General features: G+C 72.1%; 15 protein-coding genes. 8 read left to right on the top strand and 7 right to left on the bottom strand.

Annotated features, from left to right (window positions below; genetic code table 11):
* Positions 1-45 precede the first annotated feature (45 nt).
* On the top strand, positions 46-1293 hold the full coding sequence (locus tag QSK32_RS04525) for a citrate synthase 2 (RefSeq protein WP_285471264.1): 1248 nt from the start codon (positions 46-48) through the stop codon (positions 1291-1293).
* A 255-nt stretch (positions 1294-1548) separates the two neighbouring features.
* Here the strand turns inward: QSK32_RS04525 and QSK32_RS04515 are convergent, their stop codons facing one another.
* Positions 1549-3294, bottom strand: coding sequence for an ABC transporter ATP-binding protein (locus QSK32_RS04515; RefSeq protein WP_211275615.1), 1746 nt, complete (start codon positions 3292-3294; stop codon positions 1549-1551).
* 169 nt (positions 3295-3463) lie between these two features.
* On the opposite strand from QSK32_RS04515, the gene QSK32_RS04510 reads away from it, so the two are divergent.
* Positions 3464-4021 (top strand): MarR family winged helix-turn-helix transcriptional regulator, encoded by a 558-nt coding sequence (locus QSK32_RS04510; protein ID WP_353050956.1) that lies wholly within the window; start codon positions 3464-3466, stop codon positions 4019-4021.
* Positions 4022-4076: 55 nt separating this feature from the next.
* On the opposite strand, the gene QSK32_RS04505 is transcribed toward QSK32_RS04510, so the two are convergent.
* Together QSK32_RS04505 and QSK32_RS04500 are read right to left on the bottom strand one after the other, a co-directional pair.
* Entirely contained in the window at positions 4077-4916 is an 840-nt protein-coding gene (locus QSK32_RS04505) for a tetratricopeptide repeat protein (protein WP_045747803.1), read from the bottom strand.
* A gap of 90 nt (positions 4917-5006) precedes the next feature.
* Positions 5007-5525: a MarR family winged helix-turn-helix transcriptional regulator gene (locus QSK32_RS04500; RefSeq protein WP_045747802.1), complete on the bottom strand. Its 519-nt coding sequence runs from the start codon at positions 5523-5525 to the stop codon at positions 5007-5009.
* A gap of 42 nt (positions 5526-5567) precedes the next feature.
* Here QSK32_RS04500 and QSK32_RS04495 point away from each other — a divergent pair, with 42 nt between their 5' ends.
* The gene (locus QSK32_RS04495) at positions 5568-7538 is read left to right on the top strand and encodes an MMPL family transporter (protein WP_045747808.1); all 1971 of its coding nucleotides are present in this window, start codon (positions 5568-5570) and stop codon (positions 7536-7538) included.
* Here the strand turns inward: QSK32_RS04495 and QSK32_RS04490 are convergent.
* Positions 7533-8672 (bottom strand): LLM class flavin-dependent oxidoreductase, encoded by a 1140-nt coding sequence (locus tag QSK32_RS04490; RefSeq protein ID WP_045747801.1) that lies wholly within the window; start codon positions 8670-8672, stop codon positions 7533-7535. The two genes, QSK32_RS04495 and QSK32_RS04490, sit on opposite strands and share 6 nt — an antisense overlap.
* 48 nt (positions 8673-8720) lie before the next feature.
* On the opposite strand from QSK32_RS04490, the gene QSK32_RS04485 reads away from it, so the two are divergent.
* The 5 genes from QSK32_RS04485 (at position 8721) to QSK32_RS04465 (ending at position 14255) form a co-directional block, all read left to right on the top strand.
* Positions 8721-9932: a sulfite oxidase gene (locus QSK32_RS04485; protein WP_285471263.1), complete on the top strand. Its 1212-nt coding sequence runs from the start codon at positions 8721-8723 to the stop codon at positions 9930-9932.
* 81 nt (positions 9933-10013) lie between these two features.
* Positions 10014-11315, top strand: coding sequence for a restriction system modified-DNA reader domain-containing protein (locus QSK32_RS04480; protein ID WP_285471262.1), 1302 nt, complete (start codon positions 10014-10016; stop codon positions 11313-11315).
* Between the two features lie 97 nt (positions 11316-11412).
* On the top strand, positions 11413-12192 hold the full coding sequence (locus tag QSK32_RS04475) for an SAM-dependent methyltransferase (RefSeq protein ID WP_285471261.1): 780 nt from the start codon (positions 11413-11415) through the stop codon (positions 12190-12192).
* A gap of 93 nt (positions 12193-12285) precedes the next feature.
* A complete protein-coding gene (locus QSK32_RS04470; protein WP_285471260.1) occupies positions 12286-13269 on the top strand; it encodes a hypothetical protein in 984 nt (327 codons plus the stop codon).
* Complete coding sequence (locus QSK32_RS04465) at positions 13266-14255, top strand: hypothetical protein (RefSeq protein ID WP_285471259.1); 990 nt, start codon at positions 13266-13268, stop codon at positions 14253-14255. The genes QSK32_RS04470 and QSK32_RS04465 overlap by 4 nt, the downstream gene beginning before the upstream one ends.
* Before the next feature lie 38 nt (positions 14256-14293).
* On the opposite strand, the gene QSK32_RS04460 is transcribed toward QSK32_RS04465, so the two are convergent.
* The 3 genes from QSK32_RS04460 to QSK32_RS04450 are packed head-to-tail and all read right to left on the bottom strand — an operon-like array spanning position 14294 to position 16943.
* Entirely contained in the window at positions 14294-15052 is a 759-nt protein-coding gene (locus tag QSK32_RS04460; RefSeq protein ID WP_045747797.1) for an ABC transporter ATP-binding protein, read from the bottom strand.
* Entirely contained in the window at positions 15039-16067 is a 1029-nt protein-coding gene (locus QSK32_RS04455; RefSeq protein ID WP_285471258.1) for a taurine ABC transporter substrate-binding protein, read from the bottom strand. The genes QSK32_RS04460 and QSK32_RS04455 overlap by 14 nt, the downstream gene beginning before the upstream one ends.
* A 15-nt stretch (positions 16068-16082) precedes the next feature.
* On the bottom strand, positions 16083-16943 hold the full coding sequence (locus QSK32_RS04450; RefSeq protein WP_045747795.1) for an ABC transporter permease: 861 nt from the start codon (positions 16941-16943) through the stop codon (positions 16083-16085).
* Between the last annotated feature and the right edge of the window lie 19 nt (positions 16944-16962).

Raw genomic sequence — 16962 nt, 5'->3', positions numbered from 1 at the left:
TGGATCAACATTGACGTCAAGTCTTGACGGTTTCATCGTCAAGTCATGGTTACTGTCAATCCAGGACTGGCCGGTGTCGTCGCGTTCGACACCGAGATCGCCGAACCGGATCGGGACGGCGGGGTGCTGCGGTACCGAGGGGTGGACGTCCGTTCGCTGGCGGGACGGGTGTCGTTCGGGGACGTGTGGGGGCTGCTCGCGGACGGGGAGTTCGGCCGCCCACTGCCGGAGCTACCCACGGTGGAGTCGCCGGTGGCGACCGGGGACATCCGGGTGGACGTGCAGGCCGGAGTGGCCGCGATGGCGCCGGCCTGGGGGCTCGGGCAACTGATCGACCTGCCCGCGGAGCAGGTTCGCCAGGACCTGGGGCGGACCTCGGCGGCGGTCCTGGCACTGGTGGCGCAGTCGGCGCGCAGCGGCAGCGGCAGCGGCAGCGGCAGCGGCAGCGGCAGCGGCAGCGGCAGCGGCAGCGGCAGCGGCAGCGGCAGCGGCAGCGGCAGCGGCAGCGGCAGCGGCAGCGGCAGCGGCAGCGGCAGCGGTGAACGATGGCACGGCCCGGACGTTCCGCAGCGGCTCGTCGACGCCGGCCGGACCGCCGCTGAACAGTTCATGATCCGCTGGCGGGGTGAGCCGGATCCGCGGCACGTGGCGGCCGTCGACCAGTACTGGATCTGCGCCGCCGAACACGGCATGAACGCATCGACGTTCACCGCGCGGGTGGTCGCCAGCACCGGTGCGGACGCTCCGGCCTGTCTCTCCGCGGCGATCGGCGCACTGTCCGGACCGTTGCACGGTGGTGCCCCCGCACGGGTCCTCGGCATGATCGAGGGGGTCGAGCGGGACGGAGACGCCCGGCGGTACGTCCGCCGGCTCCTCGACGACGGGCAGCGGCTGATGGGATTCGGTCACGCGATCTACCGGGCGGAGGATCCCCGGGCACGGATCCTGCGGGAGACCGCGCGGGAGCTGGGGGCGGCCCGGTTCGAGGTGGCCCGCGCGCTGGAACTCGCGGCCCTGGCCGAACTGCGGGACCGCAAACCGGACCGGGTGCTGGAGACCAACGTCGAGTTCTGGGCGGCGGTGGTGCTGGACTTCGCCCAGGTTCCGGCGGACATGTTCACGGCGATGTTCGGGTGCGCACGGACGGCCGGGTGGAGCGCGCACATCCTCGAACAGAAGCAGCTGGGGAAGATCATCCGGCCGTCGGCGGACTATGTCGGACCGGGTGCCCGGGACGCGGAGTCGGTGCGGGGCTGGACCGGGGCGACGGCACGGACCGGCCGGACACGCTGACCCGGGGGCGCCGGTCGACCCGTCGTCAGGAGAGGTGGCCGGAGACGCCGCCCGCGGAACCGGACGGCGGCGGGATGCGGTCGACGCCGGCGGCACCACCACACCGGCGTCGCGCGCGGCGAGCCGGGACACGAGTCCCTGGTCGCGCAGCGCGCCGGCCGGTCGGTGACAGCCGGGGACCAGTCCCGGCGAGCGCGGGCGTGACCCGAGATTCGACCGCGCATCGAGAACGGCGATCACCCGGGCAGGGTATGCCTACCGGGCGAGCGCCGCGTACCGCCCGTTGTCGCGCAGCAGCGAGTCGTGCGTACCGGATTCGAGGATCCGTCCGTGGTCGATCACCGCGATCTGGTCGGCGTCGCGGATCGTGGACAGCCGGTGGGCGATCGTCACGGTGGTCCGGCCGACGGCGAGCGCGTCGAAGGCCCGCTGCACCGCCCGTTCGGTCTCGTTGTCGAGGGCGCTCGTCGCCTCGTCCAGCACCAGGATGCGGGGGTCGCGCAGCAGGGTGCGGGCGATGGCGATCCGCTGCTTCTCGCCGCCGGAGAACCGGTGGCCGCGGGAGCCGACCATCGTGTCGTAGCCGTCCGGCAACGACGCCACCAGGTCGTGGATCTGCGCGGCGCGGGCCGCCGTCACTATCTCGTCGTCGGTCGCGTCCGGTTTTGCATAGCGCAGGTTCTCCCGGATCGTGGTGTGCAGCAGGTACGTCTCCTGGCTGACGACGCCCACGATGCCGGCGAGGTCCGCCAGGGACAGGTCACGCAGGTCGACGCCGTCGATGGTGACGCGGCCGGACGTCGGGTCGTGCAGTCGCGCGATCAACGACGCGATCGTGCTCTTCCCGGACCCGGTCTCCCCCACGAGAGCCAGTGACGATCCGGCGGGCACGTCGAGGCTCACACCCGCGAGGGCGGCCGCGCCGCTCTGCTCGTACGCGAAAGTCACGTCCTCGAAGCGCAGGTGGCCCCGCACCGGATCGAGCCGCACCGGGGTCGCCGGTTCCTTGATCTCGACCGGCAGATCGAGGTATTCGAAGATCCGGTGGAACAGCGCGAGGGACGCGGTGAGCGTGACGCCGACGTCGAGCAGGCTGGTCAGTGGCCGGAAGAGATTGCCCTGCAGCGCCGTGAACGCGACGAGTGTGCCGATGCTCATCGTGCCGGCCGCGAACGGCAGGCCCGCCGCCAGGTAGATCACCGCGGGGATGACCGCGAACACGATGCTCATCGCCGCCATCCGCCAGCGTCCGGCAAGTTCGGAGCGGAGTTCGAGGTCGATCAGCCGGCGGGACGAGTCGGTGAACCGGTCGACCTGCGCGGTGCCGGCACCCATCGTCTTGCTGAGCTGGATGCCGCTGATCGAGAGTCCTTCCTCGATGATGACGTTCAGGTCGGCGAGTTCCCGCTGGCGCTGCGCGGTGATCGTCTGCCGCATCCGCGCGACGCGGCGCGTCCAGTAGATCGCCGGCGGCACCGCGATCAGTGACACCAGTGTCAGCTGCCAGGACAGTGCGGTCATCGCGACCAGCGTGGCGATCACGGTGGTCACGTTGGCGGCGACGGAACTGGCGGTCGACGTGACCACCTGTTGCATGCCACCGATGTCGTTGGTGATGCGCGATTGCACCTCGCCGGTGCGCGTTCGGGTGAAGAACCCGACCGACTGTCGCTGCAGGTGCGCGAACACCGAGGTCCGCAGCCGGTGCATGATCTGCTGACCGACCGATGTGGAGATCCACGTCTGCACGACGCCGAGCGCCGACGTGACAGCCGCGACGGCGACCATGCCGGCCACCAGCCAGATGAGCAGCCGCAGGTCGGACTGCGGCAACGCGACGTCGATGACCTCGCGCAACAGGAACGGGGAGATCATCGCGACCGCCGAGGAGATCACGATGACGCCCACGACGACGATCAGTTGCCGCCGGTGGCCGGTGAACAGCGCGCCGATGCGGCGCAACGACACGGCCTTGGCCTGCGCCTTCTCCGCGGGGGACACGGTGCGTGCCGCGCCGCGGCGTAGGATTTCCGCCAAATTCACAACCCTTCATGTGTACGAGCCACACCTCCCGCATCGACGGAAGAGGCGGCCGGGAGAGACACTCCCGAAAGCTGAGGTTACCTCAACATGAGGGAGCAACGGTAATCGCTGCTACCGTATTCCCGTGATGCCCGCAGACTCCGGCCCCGACGCCCCGGACACGACACGACCGGACGACGACCTTCGGGCGGACGGGGAGAACGCGGGCCGAGAGAAGGCAGGCGAGGAGAACGCGGGCCGGGAGAACGCGGGCGAGGAGAACGCGCGCCGGGAGAACGCGGGCGAGGAGAACCTGGTCGAGGCGTTCTGGGCGGTGGCGCGACGACTCCGGCACGGCACCCGGGTCGCCCTCGAACCGTGGAGCATCTCGCCGTCGCAGTCGCGGGCGCTCGGCGTGCTCATCCGGCACGGCGAGATGCGCCTCAGCTCCCTCGCCGACCACCTGCGGATCGCGCCGCGGTCCGCCACCGAGGTGGTCGACGGCCTGCAGGAACTCGACCTGGTGGAACGCCGCCCCGACCCGGCCGACCGGCGCGCCGTCCTGGTCGTCCCGACCCCGCACGGCCGGAGCACCGCCGACGCCATCCACCGCGCCCGCGCCGCCGAGGGGGAACGGTTGTTCGCCACGCTCACTCCGGCCGACCGCGCCGACCTGTCCCGCGTCCTGCGCAAGCTCCACGACTGACCGAGCCGGAAATCCACCCGTCCGGCCGGGGACGAGACAGCCGGGGACGAGACGGTCAGAGGCGGGACGGGCGGGCCAGCGTCGCCACGCAACACACCGCGGCCGCGGCACAGAACAGCGCCGTGTAGAGCGCGTCCGGTGGCGACGCCAACCCGGCGGACTCCGCCAGCCCCGCCACGGCCAGGGCCGCCACCAGCCAGAAGAAGGCGATCCGAGCCACGTGGCGCAGGGCGGCCCGTTCGGTGCGCACCGGCGGGCGACCACCGGGCGGGATCCGCAGGGACGCCGCGTAGTCGTCGGCTATCGCGGCCATCGTCTTCGCGTCCGTGGCCCCGCGCATCACCTTCTGCTGGAACGCCAGCGCGGTCGCGGCCTGCGTGTTCGCCGGGTCCACCGTCAACGCGCGCAGCAGAGCCTCGCGGGCGCTGAGCGGGCGCCCGACCGCGAACAGCGCCGCCCCGTAGGTGACGTGCAGGTCCGCGTCGTAGCCGGCCAGTTCCACCGCGATCCGCAGACCGTCGGCGGCTTCGGCGGCCAGGCCCGCGGCCAGTTGCGCCTCGGCGAGGCGCTGGTGCAGGCGCGGGTTGCCCGGGTCGGCGTGGCAGGCCCCGGCGGCCGCGGTGATCGCGTCCGGGTGTTCGCCGAGTTCGCTGGCGGCGAGGCTGGCCCAGTACAGGGTCTCCGCACCGGCCGGGTCGAGCTGGCGGGCGGCGCGGGCGGCGGTCAGGGCGCCGCGGGGGTCACCGAGGTCCAGGCGGGCGCGGGCCATCCGGTGCCAGGCGCCGAGGTTCGCGGGTTCGCGGCCCACGAACGGCGCGAGGAGGGTCTCGGCGCTGCGGGCGCGGCCGCGCGCCAGCAGGGCGTCGGCTTCGGCCAGGACGGGCTCGGTTCGCACAGGGCGTTCATCGGCAGGCCGGGGCGGCCCGTCAGCATCCCCACGGTTGCGCCCGGGTTGCTTCCGGCGGACCGGGAACCGGGAGGACGATCAGCGGTCGCGCAGCTCGTCGCGGTAGGTGACCAGCGTGCCGAGCATCCCCTGCAGGAAACGCTCCACCACCAGCAGCTCGTCCGTCCCGAACTGTTCCATCACCGCGTCCGTCCGCGGCGCCATCGGGGTGAAGAACGCCAGCGCCAGGGCCATGCCGGCCTCCCCGTACCGCAGGTGCACCACCCGGCGGTCGGCGCTCTCCCGGGATCGCCGCAGGTGCCCGCCGCGTTCCAGCCGGTCGATCAACGCGGTCGTCGCCCCGGAGGACAGCCCGATCTGTTCGCCGAGCCTGCCGGGGGTCAGGGGTTCGCCGCGCCGTTCGGCGTGCATCACCGCGAGCAGCGCGTGCATGTCGGTGGCGTGCAGACGGTGCCGGCCGGCGAACGCGTGCCCGATGTGCTGCGCCTCGCTGCTGTACGCGTTCAGCAGATCGACGAGTTCGGTGCGCAGTCGTTGCCGTTCTCCGGTCTCCGTGCCTTCCACGATGCCAGTGTTGCAGAAACCGTCCCCCGTCATGAACAATCTCGATCGTAAAGATTCTCTGCCTTGGAGGAATTCATGAGAAGGGCATGGGCGACACTCCTGCTCGCCCTGGTCATAGGCGGGGCGGTGCTGGCCTTCGCCGGTTCGGCGACCACCGACAACGACCCCGCTTCGTCGCTGCCGTCGTCGGCGGAGTCGACCCAGGTCGCCCGGCTGCAGAAGGACCTGCCGTCGGGGCGCACCAACCCGGCGCTGATCGTGATCGCCAAGGACGGTGACACGCTCACCGACGCCGACCTGGCCGCCTTCGGGTCCCTGGGGCAGCCGGTCATCGCGTCGCAGGACCGCAAGGCCGCGATCATCACGGTGCCGCTGGAGGCCACCGGCGAGGCGGCCACCACCATCGCCACCGTCGACGACCTGCGCGCCAAGGCGAGGGCGGCGGCCCCGGACGGCGTGACCGCCCAGGTGACCGGCGGCGCCGGCTTCAGCGCCGACCTGGCGAACAGCTTCAGTGGCGCCAACACCCGGCTGCTGATCGTCACCGTGCTGGTGGTGACGGTGCTGCTGCTGGCCACGTACCGCAGCCCGGTGCTCTGGATCGTGCCCCTGGTCGTGGTCGGCCTGGCCGATCAGCTCGCCGCCAAGGCCATCGCGCTGTTCTCCCAGCACACCGACCTGGCGATCAACGGCTCGACCACCGGCATCGTGACCGTGCTGGTGTTCGGCGCGGGCACCGACTACGCCCTGCTGCTGATCTCCCGGTATCGCGAGGAACTGCACCGGCACGAGGACCGCCTCGAGGCGATGCGCCGGGCACTGAAGGGCGCCGGGCCGGCGATCCTGGCCAGCGCGGGCACCGTGATCCTGGCGCTGCTCACCCTGCTGCTCGCCAGCCTGCGCAGCAACGCGGCGCTCGGCGTCACCGCGGCCGTCGGCGTCGCCATCGCCGCACTGTTCGCGCTGGTCGTGCTGCCGGCCGCGCTGGTGGTCTGCGGCCGCGGCCTGTTCTGGCCGTTCATCCCGCGCGTCGGCGGGCACGGCGCGGAGGACGGCCGCGGCTTCTGGGGGCGGGTCGGCCGTACGGTCGTGCGCCGTCCCGTCCTGGTCACCGTGCTGTCGGTCGCCGTGCTGGGCCTGCTCTCGCTCGGCGGCCTCGGCACCAAGGTCGGCCTGTCGCAGACCGAGCAGTTCCGGGTGCAGGCCGAGTCGGTCGCCGGCCTGGAGACGCTGAGCCGGTATTTCCCGGCCGGTGCCGCCGGGCCCGCCGTGGTGCTGACCGAACCGGCCAAGGCGCAGCAGGTACTGGCCGCCGTCACCGAGACGCCCGGGGTGGCGCAGGCCCGAATCGGCGAGCAGAACGCCGAACTGGTCAGCATCAGCGCGGTGCTGCAGGCCGCCCCGGACACCGCGGAGGCGTTCGCCGCGATCCGCGACCTGCGGGAGCGCCTCGACGGTGACGCCCTGGTCGGCGGCACGGTGGCGACCGCCCTGGACAGCCGGGACGCGGCCCGCCGCGACCTGGTGGTGATCGTCCCGGTGATCCTGGCGGTGGTGCTGCTCGTGCTGATCCTGCTGCTGCGGTCCCTGGTGGCGCCGCTGCTGCTGATGGTCACGGTGGTGCTCAGCTTCGCCGCGTCGCTGGGCGCCGGATCGTGGCTGTTCCGCACCGTGCTGGACTATCCGGCGCTGGACAACGCGGTGCCGCTGTTCAGTTTCCTGTTCCTGGTGGCGCTCGGCGTGGACTACAACATCTTCCTGGTGACCCGGGCCAAGGAGGAGACGCCGGCACGCGGCACCAAGGAGGGCATGGTGCACGCGCTGGCGGTGACCGGCGCGGTCATCACCAGCGCGGGCATCCTGCTCGCGGCGGTGTTCGCGGTGCTCGGCGTGCTCCCGGTGGTGACCCTGACCCAGATCGGGATCATCGTCGGCATCGGGGTGCTGCTGGACACGCTGCTGGTGCGTACCGTGCTGGTCCCGGCCCTGGCCACCCTCACCGGTGACCGGTTCTGGTGGCCGGGGAAGGTCGCCCGCGGGTCATGAGGTCAAGGGCACCCCGGCGAACGGGATCGCCGACGCCGCGGTGCCCTTCTCCCCCGCCGGATGCCGCCACACGCCGCGGCGGCGCAGCTCCGGCAGCACGCCCTCGCCGAACCAGTACGCCTCCTCCAGGTGCGGGTAGCCGGAGAGGATGAACTCGTCGATGCCGAGCGCCGCGTACTCCTCGATCCGGTCCGCGACCTCGGTGTGGCTGCCGACCAGGGCGGTGCCCGCGCCGCCGCGGACCAGGCCGACACCGGCCCACAGGTTCGGGGAGACGACCAGGCCGTCGCGGTTGCCGCCGTGCAGGTCGAGCATCCGGCGCTGGCCCTCGGACTCGCTGCGCCGCAGGCCGGCCTGCACCGCGGCGATGTCGTTCTCGGACACGTTGCGCAGCAGCCGGGACGCCTCCGCCCACGCCGCCCCGGCCGTGTCGCGGGTGATCACGTGCAGCCGGATGCCGAAGCGCATGCCCGGTTTCAACGACCGGATCCAGGCCAGCTTCTCCGCCACCTGTTCCGGCGGCTCCCCCCAGGTCAGGTAGACGTCGGCGTGCTCGGCGGCGACCGGTCCGGCGGCCTTCGACGAGCCGCCGAAGTAGATCGCCGGCGGCACCTCCGGGATCCGGGACAGCCGGGCATCCTCGACCTTCACGTGCTCGCCGTCGGCGGTCACCGTCTCGCCGCGCAGCAGCGCCCGGACCACGCCCAGGAACTCGCCGGTCCGGGCGTACCGGGCGTCCTTGTCCAGGAAGTCGCCGTACTGCCGCTGTTCGTGCGACTCGCCGCCGGTCACCACGTTGAGCAGCAGCCGGCCACCGGAGAGCCGCTGGAAGGTGGACGCCATCTGCGCGGCGAGCGTCGGCGAGATCAGGCCGGGGCGGAACGCCACCAGGAACTTCAGGCGTTCGGTGACCTCGGTGAGCATCGCGGTGGTCAGCCAGGCGTCCTCGCACCAGGCGCCGGCCGGGGTGAGCGCGCCGACGAACCCGAGTTGCTCGGCGCTGCGGGCGATCTGCCCGAGGTAGCCGATGGTCAGCGGCCGCACCCCGCCGGCCGAGCCGACCGGCGTGCCGTGACCGCCGCCCACGATGTCGCGGCTGTCGCCGTTGGTGGGGAGAAACCAGTGGAAGTCCATGCCGTAAGGCTATCTACAAGTCCTATGGAATCGATAGGATCTCAGCCCATGAGCGAGAGTCGATACGACATTCGTCGATTCCATGACTTCCTGGCCGGCCGCACGCGGGGCTTCACCCGCCGCGACCTCCTCACCATCACCGCCGCGGCCCTTCTACCGGGTACGCCTGACGTGAGCACCGTGGCGGACGGCCCGATCGTCAAGCCGCTGCCACCGGAACTGTTCCGCAGCCTGGGGACGAACGCGGAGACCCGCTGGTCGGCGCTGAAGGACCAGGGCTACTACGTGCCGGTCGACCGGTTCTTCGTCCGCAACCACACCAGCACCCCCGCCATCGACGCGGACACCTGGTCGCTGAAGGTCACCGGCACCGGGCTGCGCGGCGGCCCGGTCCACTACAGCCTCGACGACCTGCGGCGCTTCCCGTCCGAGACGCGGGCCGTCGCGGTCGAATGCGCCGGCAACGGGCGCGGCTACTACACCACCCAGCAGGGCCAGACAGTCTCCGGCACCGCCTGGCAGCTCGGCGCGGTCGGCGTCGCCCGGTGGCGGGGCGTCCGGCTGTCCACGGTGCTGCGGCACGCCGGCATCAGCCGGGCCGCCGTCGACGTCCAGCCGTCCGGGCTGGACGCGAACTTCGTCAGCGGCGGCGTCGACCTGGGGCCGGTACGCCGCCCGTTCCCGGTCGCCAAGGCCTTCGACGACGTGCTCCTGGCGTACGAGATGAACGGCGTACCGCTCCCGCCCGACCACGGCTTCCCGGTCCGGGTCCTGGTCCCCGGCTGGATCGGCATCGCCTCGATCAAATGGGTGGGCACCCTCGAGGTGTCCGCCGAACCGCTGTTCAGCCCCTGGAACACCCAGTTCTACCGGCTCTTCGGTCCCGAGTTCCCGGCCGAGGGCGTGCCGATCGACGAGCAGGTCGTCAAGTCCGCCTTCGAACTGGACCCCGGCGCCACCGTCCCGGCCGGCACGACCACCCGCCTGACCGGCCGCTCCTGGTCGGCGCACGGCCCGATCCGCCGCGTCGACGTCAGCACCGACGGCGGCGCCACCTGGCGGCGGGCCCGGCACTACGGCGACACCCCCGGCGGCGTCTGGCAACGCTGGGAACTCGACTGGAAACCCGCGGCGGGCACCCACGAACTGCTGGCCCGCGCCACCGACGTGCACGGCAACTCCCAGCCCGACACGGCCACCTACAACACCCTCGGCTACCTGTTCGACGCCGTCGTCCGCATCCCGGTCACCGCCGCCTGACCGACCCGGCTAATCCGTTTGGTGTGGCCGGTCCGCGGTGGCTAGGTTCACCCGCACCGCGTCCACGTCAGGAGTCGCCGCATGCCCGCCACCGGTCCACCTCGGAGCCCGGACTTCGACGGCCGCCGGGTCCGCCTCAGCGACCTGCTGCAGGCCGGTCTGCTGCACCCAGGCCAGACGCTGTACTACCGGCAGCGCCGCGGCGAGGACCCGCACGAATCCGAGGTCACCGGGCACGGGCGCCTGCGCCTGCCGGACGGCCGCGAATTCGACTCGCCGTCAGGCGCCTGCCGCGCGCTGAGCGACGTGGACACCGGCCACGGCTGGGCGGCCTGGCGGGTCGAACCGGACGGCGAGTCCCTGGACGGTCTGCGGGCGACGCTGCTCCGGCGGACCGCCCCGCCCGGGGCCGCCGACCACCTCGCCCTGCTGGGGATCGCGCGGGAGAAGGCCGCGGCCGGCACCCCGGTCTCGCTGTCGCTGCGGGACCTGCTCGGCAAGTGGGGCGCGACCGGTCTCGAACGCGACGCCATCCACCGTATCGACACCGACCTCACCAACGCGGGCCTGGCCACCGAACCCGACTTCCGGGCGGTCAGCCCGCACCACCGGCTCCGGCTGGTCCTGGACCGTGACGACACTCCGGAACCGGCACAGAACGCCCGTGACATCGGCCTGACCCTGGGCTACCTGATCGGCACGAAACCGCCGCTGACCTCGGTCTCCCCGGCGGCGAGCCTGGAGAAGGCGCTCACCGAGATGGAGATCAACGACTTCTCCCAGCTGCCGGTGCTGGCCGACCCGTCCACCCTGCACGGGGTGGTCAGCTGGAAGAGCATCGGGCGCCGGCTGCGCCCCGGCCGCGACACGACGCCGTCCCTGAGCGACGTGGTGGACGCCCCGGCCCGGATCTTCGACTACGACGTGCTGCTCCGCGACGCCCTCGAGGCGCTGCGCACCGACGAGTTCATCCTGGTCCGCGACTTCGAACGCCGCATCGCCGGCATCATCACGGCCGCCGACGTCGTCGAGACCTACGATCGGACGACGACACCGTTCATCCTGATCGGCGAGGTCGACCAGGGGCTGCGGCAGATCCTGCGGACCACGTTCGACCTGGAGACCGTCCAGCGTGCCTGCCCGGACGCGCGGATCCGGTCGTTCGACAAGCTGTCGATGTTCCACTACGAGCAGGTGCTCCGCGACCCCGGCTGCTGGGCCGCGCTGGGCTGGGGTCTCGACCAGCAGGTGGTCGCCGAACGCGTCCGGGAACTCCGGGAGATCCGCAACCGGGTGATGCACTTCGACGCGGACCTGGTGCCGGCCAACGAGGTGGCGAAACTGCGGCACTTCCTGACCATGCTGCGCCGGTACACCCGGTGACAACGGACCGTCCTGATCGGAGCCGGTCTATGCTCGGCGAAGGTGTGACGAGGCGAAGGCGCCACGAGGCGAAGGTGTGACGAGTGGGAGGTGGTCGATGACGGACAACGGCGTACCGCACTCGGCGCGGGTGTGGAACCACTGGCTCGGTGGCACGGACAACTACGAGGTGGACCGGCGGGTCGGTGACGAGTTCGCGGCGCTCTACCCGGACATCACGCTGGTGGCGCGGCACTCGCGGGCGTTCCTCGGACGGGCGGTGACCGTGCTGGCCGCAGAGGAGGGGATCCGCCAGTTCCTCGACGTGGGCACCGGCATCCCGTCGGCGGACCACACCCACCAGGTCGCGCGGGCGGCGGCACCGGACGCGCGGGTGGTCTACGTCGACAACGATCCGCTGGTGGTGGCGCACGCGCGGGGCCTGCTCGACGGGGGCGACGACGGCGTCGCGTTCCTGGAGGCCACCCTGCACGAGCCGGCGGCGATCCTGGCCGGAGCCGGGCAGACCCTCGACCTGGGGCGGCCGGTGGGGCTGATCCTGATGAACATCCTCGGGCACGTGCCCGGCCGGGAACAGGCCGCCGGGCTGGTCCGGGAGCTGCTCGCCGGGTTGCCGTCCGGGAGTTTCCTGGTCACCGCGGACGGCACCGACGTGATCGACGGCCCGGCGTTCACCGAGGCCATCGGGGTGTGGAACGCGAACGCGCCACTCGGCTACCACCTGCGCCACCCCGAGGAGCTGGCCGGCTTCCTGGACGGGCTGGACCTGCTGGAACCCGGCCTGGTGCCGTGCTCGCAGTGGCGGCCCGCGCCGGACGCGGCCGGCGACGACGTGCGCGCGGTCGACGAGTTCGGGGCCGTGGCCCGCAAACCCTGAGCCGCGTTTCCGGGCTTCGCGGAACCTCATGCCGGGCCGGGGCGGGCCGATCCTTGCGACGGCCCACCCCGACGATCCCCGCTTGAGGTCTGCATGTCCGTTCTGACCCGGCCCACCGCGCTGCTGGCCGGACTCTCCGTGGCGGTCACACTCGTCGCCGCACCGGGCGCCGCCCACGCCGCCGACGCCACCACGACGCTGACCGCCGCCCAGATGACCGCCGCGATGTCGACGGTGCAGGCCGCCACCACCGCGGCGTCCGCGGCCGGCTGGAAGTCCACATCCGACTACCACGGGGCGATCTCCGGGGGCGCGTCGATCGCCGTCGACCCGGTCGACCGGCGGCTCGCCTTCCACGTCGACACCGACCTCGTCATGTTCGACACCGTCTTCGCCCAGGGCAGCGGCTTCTACCAGCGGACGGACGACTCCGACGTCAGCGCCGCCCTGAAGATGATCGGCAAGCCGGCGACGACGTACGTGTTCACCGCGGACAGGCGGTCCACGCTCCAGCAGGTCGCCGCGGACTACTCGATGAACCCGTCGACGATGACGGTCGAGTACGCCAAGCTGGCCGCGACGAAGACCGCCCACGACGACGGCTCGGCGGACTACCGGGTCACCGACCCGGACGGCGTGCAGATCACGCTGGCGGTCACCACGGAGAACCGGCTGAGCGGGATGAGCGCCGCCATGTCCGGGATGAGCGTGTCCTACCTGTTCGGATACGGGCGGCAGGAGCTGACGGTCCCGTCCGCGGCGCAGACCGTGAGCGCGGCGGCGATCGGCACCGCCACCACCTACCTGGCGATGAACGCCACGGTCAAGCAGGTGGCCACCGACGGGGCGACCGCCACCCGGAACGCCGCGAAGGGCGGGACCGTCGCGGTCGCGAGGCTGCGCGAACTGGTCCGTCAGGAGGCTGCCGCGGAGAACCGGGCCAGCGGTGTCACCATGATCAGGGTCAAGAACGTGACCGGCGGGGCGAAGGTGTGGGCCACCAACCCGTGGACGAAGAAGACCGTCGCGTACACCGTCAAGGCCTCCGGCCGGAAGGTCACCGTGAAGAAGGCATGATCATCCGTCCCACCGCCCTGCTGGCCGGACTCTCCGTCGCGGTCACGCTGCTGGTCGCGCCCGGCGCCGCGTACGCCGCCGACACCACCACCGATCTGACCGCCACCGAGATGGCCGCCGCCCTGAAGACCGTCGGCGCCGCGTCTGCGAAGGCCGCCGCGCAAGGCTGGAACAGCCGGAGCGTGTCCACCGGCGACGAGGGCACCGACGTCGAGACGACGGCCTACGACCCGGCCCGCAAGGTGTACGCCACCCACCGCGGCGACGCCGGCACGACCGGGACGGACTGGGTCGTGGTCAGCGGGCGCGGCTCGTACTCGTCGCTGACCGAGCCGGTGGACCGCTCCGCGATGGCGATGATCGGCCGCCCGAAGGTGCGCTGGGTGCTGCAGGGCGACACGAAGGCCGACGCGGCCGGAACCAGCAGGCAGGACCCCCTGGCGCCGTGGGGTGTGAACGAGCCGGTATTCAGCAGGAACGCCGGCACGAAGGTCACCCACGACGACGGTTCCGCGGAATATGCCGCCGCCGGCCGGTCGACCGGGTTCGACGTCACCTGGCGGGTGAACGCCGCGGGCGTGCTCACCGCGACGACCCTCACGTTCGAGGACCAGACCTTGAACCTGTCCTTCGGGTACGGCGAGCAGAAACTCACCGCACCCGCGGCCGCCGTGTCGGTCGACTATGCGACCTATCGCAAGGCCCTGGTCTACCTCGACATGCCCGCGGACGTGAAGAACGCCGCGGTGCAAGGTGCCTCGGCGGCCCGCAAGGCGGCCAAGGGTGGGAAGGTCAAGGTGGCCACGGTCCGCAACCGGGTCCGCGAACAGGCCTGGGAGTCGAACTACAAGAGCGGCGTCAAGGTCGTCAAGGTCAAGAACGTGACCGGCGGGGCGAAGGTGTGGGCCACCAACCCGTGGACGAAGAAGACCGTCGCGTACACCGTCAAGGCCTCCGGCCGGAAGGTCACGGTGCGCAAGGTCTGACCGCCGGGGCCGGGCGTGGACGCGCCCGGCCCCGGGGTTCAGACCGGCTGTTCGGCGCGGATCGCGTGGCCCACCTCGGTCCGCAGGGCGGCGAACTCCGGCAGGCCGCGCAGTTCGTCGGCGGGCACCCCGGCGCGGGGCAGGCCGATCGGCAGGTCCAGGGCGATCCGGCCCGGGCGCGGGGTGAGCACCACGACCCGGCTGCCCAGGTAGACCGCCTCGTCCACGCTGTGCGTCACGAACACGCAGGTGCGGCCGGTCTCCGCGCTCACCCGCCGCAGGTCCTCCTGCAGGCGTTCCCGGGTGAGCGCGTCCAGGGCGGCGAACGGCTCGTCCAGCAGCAGCAGCGGGTTCTCCACGGCCAGGGCCCGGGCGATCGCCACCCGCTGCTGCTGGCCGCCGGAGATCTGCCAGGTGCGGCGGTGCGCCACGTCGCGCAGGCCGACCTGGGCGAGCAGTTCGTCGATGCGGGCGGCGGTCGGGGTGAGGCCCGCGTACTTGAGGGCCAGTGCCACGTTGCCGCCGACGGTCTTCCACGGGAACAGCCGCGGCTGCTGGAACACCAGTCCCGCTCCCCGGCCGGGTTCCGGGGCCTGCCCGGCCACCGTGACCGTTCCCGAGGTGGGCCGTTCGAAGCCCGCGATCAGGCGCAGCAGGGTGCTCTTGCCGCACCCGGACGCGCCGACCAGGACCAGGAACTCACCGGACCGGACCGACAGGTCGATCGGGCCGACCGCTTCCACGTCCCCGTAGTCATGGCGGAGCCCGCCGACGGTGATGGCGTCAGCCGAGGACATCGGGCAGCCCTTTCACGTAGACGGCCTTCTGCACGTCGGCCAGCGCCGGCACGGCGTCGATCTTCTGCTGGGACTTGAGGAACTCGGCGGCGCTCACCAGGTTGTCGGCCAGCTTGCCGACGTCGCCCTCGGTGCCCAGCCACTCCGGCGAGGAGATGTCGGCCGGTTTGAGGAAGACCCCCTGGGAGAGCTGCCCGGCCGCCTCGTCGGCGGTCAGGTTCAGCTCGGCGCCGACCGCCTTCGCGGCGGCGGCCGGGTCGGACGCGATGATGTCCAGGGCCTGCGCCTCGGCCTTGCGCCAGGCGTCGACCGCTTCCGGGTGGGCGTCGGCGAACGCGGTGGACACCACGCCCAGGTCCAGGGTGGGTTTGCCGCCGGCGGCCAGTTCCCGGCTGGTGATCAGCACCTTGCCGGTCTTCTTCAGCTCGTCGAGCGAGGGCAGCCAGCTGTACGCGGCGTCGATGTCGCCCCGGGTCCAGGCGGCGAGGATGTCCTGCGGCTCGAGGTCGACGATGGTCACCTCGGTCTCGGCGATCCCGGCCGCGGCGAGGGCCGACAGCAGGCTGTAGTGGGCGGTGGACGCGAACGGCGTGGCCACCTTCCTGCCGCGCAGCCCGGCCACGTCGGTGACGCCCGTGCCGTTGCGGGCCACCAGCGCCTCGTTGTCCCCGGCGACGTCGAGGACGAACGCCACCTGGTACGGGATGTTCAGCGGCGCGGACAGTCCGCGGCCCACCGGGCTGGACCCGATCGCGGCGATGTCCAGGCTCTTGGCGACGAACGCGGTGTTGATGCTCGCGCCGGAGTCGAACTTGGTCCAGGTGATCTCGTAGTCGGGCAGTGCCTTCTCCAGCAGGCCCTGATTCTTGACGATCAGGTCGCCGCTGGGGAAGGCCTGGAAGGCGATCCGGATGCTCTTGCTCTCCGGGTCGGCGCCACCGCTGGCGGCGCCGTTGCCGCAGGCGGCGGTGAACAGCAGAACGGAGGCGGAGGCCAGGGCAAGCAACTTCTTCACGGGGTGTGTTCCTATCTAGGCGCGGCCGCGCCACGGGATCAGCCGGTTCTCGGCGGACCGCAGCAGGGCGTCGATGAGCAGGCCGGACAGTCCGATGGCGAACAGGCCGAGGACCACCACGTCGGTCTGGGAGTAGCGCTGGGCGTCGCGGATCATGCCGCCGATCCCGGGGACGCCGTTGATGGTCTCGGCGGCCACCACCGACGAGTAGGCCACCCCGACCGCCAGCCGGATCCCGGTGAAGATCTCCGGCAGGGCGCTGGGCAGGACCACGTCGCGGACCGTCGCCCAGCGTCCGGCGCCCAGGGCCCGGGCGGCCTCGACCAGCCCGGTCGGTGCGCCGTGCACCGCGGCGGCGGTGGCCACCGCGACCGGCGGCAGCGCGGCGATCGAGAGCAGCCACAGTTTCGGGGTCTCGTCGATGCCGAACCAGATGATGAACAGGCTGAAGTAGGCCAGCGGGGGCAGCGCCCGCACGAACGTGACGACCGGTTCGGTGACCACCCGCAGCCAGCCGATCGTGCCCATCAGCACGCCGAGCAGCAGGCCGCCGGCCACGCCGATCACCGAGCCGACGGCGATCCGGCGCAGGCTCACGCCGAGGTGCTCGATCAGCAGGTGACCGCTGTATCCGCGTACCCCGTCATGGGTGGTCGAGGTGGTGATCAGCTGGTGCCAGACCGCGGCGGGTGACGGGATGAAGGCCGGGTTGCGCATGATCCGCGCGGTGACCTCCCAGAGCAGGTAGAGGGCGACCAGCGCGATCAGGCGCAGGGCCAGGCGGCGGCGCAGGCCGCCGCCGGGCGCGAGCGGGGCGCCGGCCTGCACGCCGGGTGTCCCGGCGGCGGGTGGCGCGGGGGCTACGGAGGTGACCATCGGAATCTCCTGGCAGCGG

The sequence above is a fragment of the Actinoplanes sp. NBRC 101535 genome, assembly GCF_030269225.1.
Classification (GTDB): domain Bacteria; phylum Actinomycetota; class Actinomycetes; order Mycobacteriales; family Micromonosporaceae; genus Actinoplanes; species Actinoplanes rectilineatus.
This window is presented reverse-complemented; position numbering and strand designations above follow the sequence as displayed.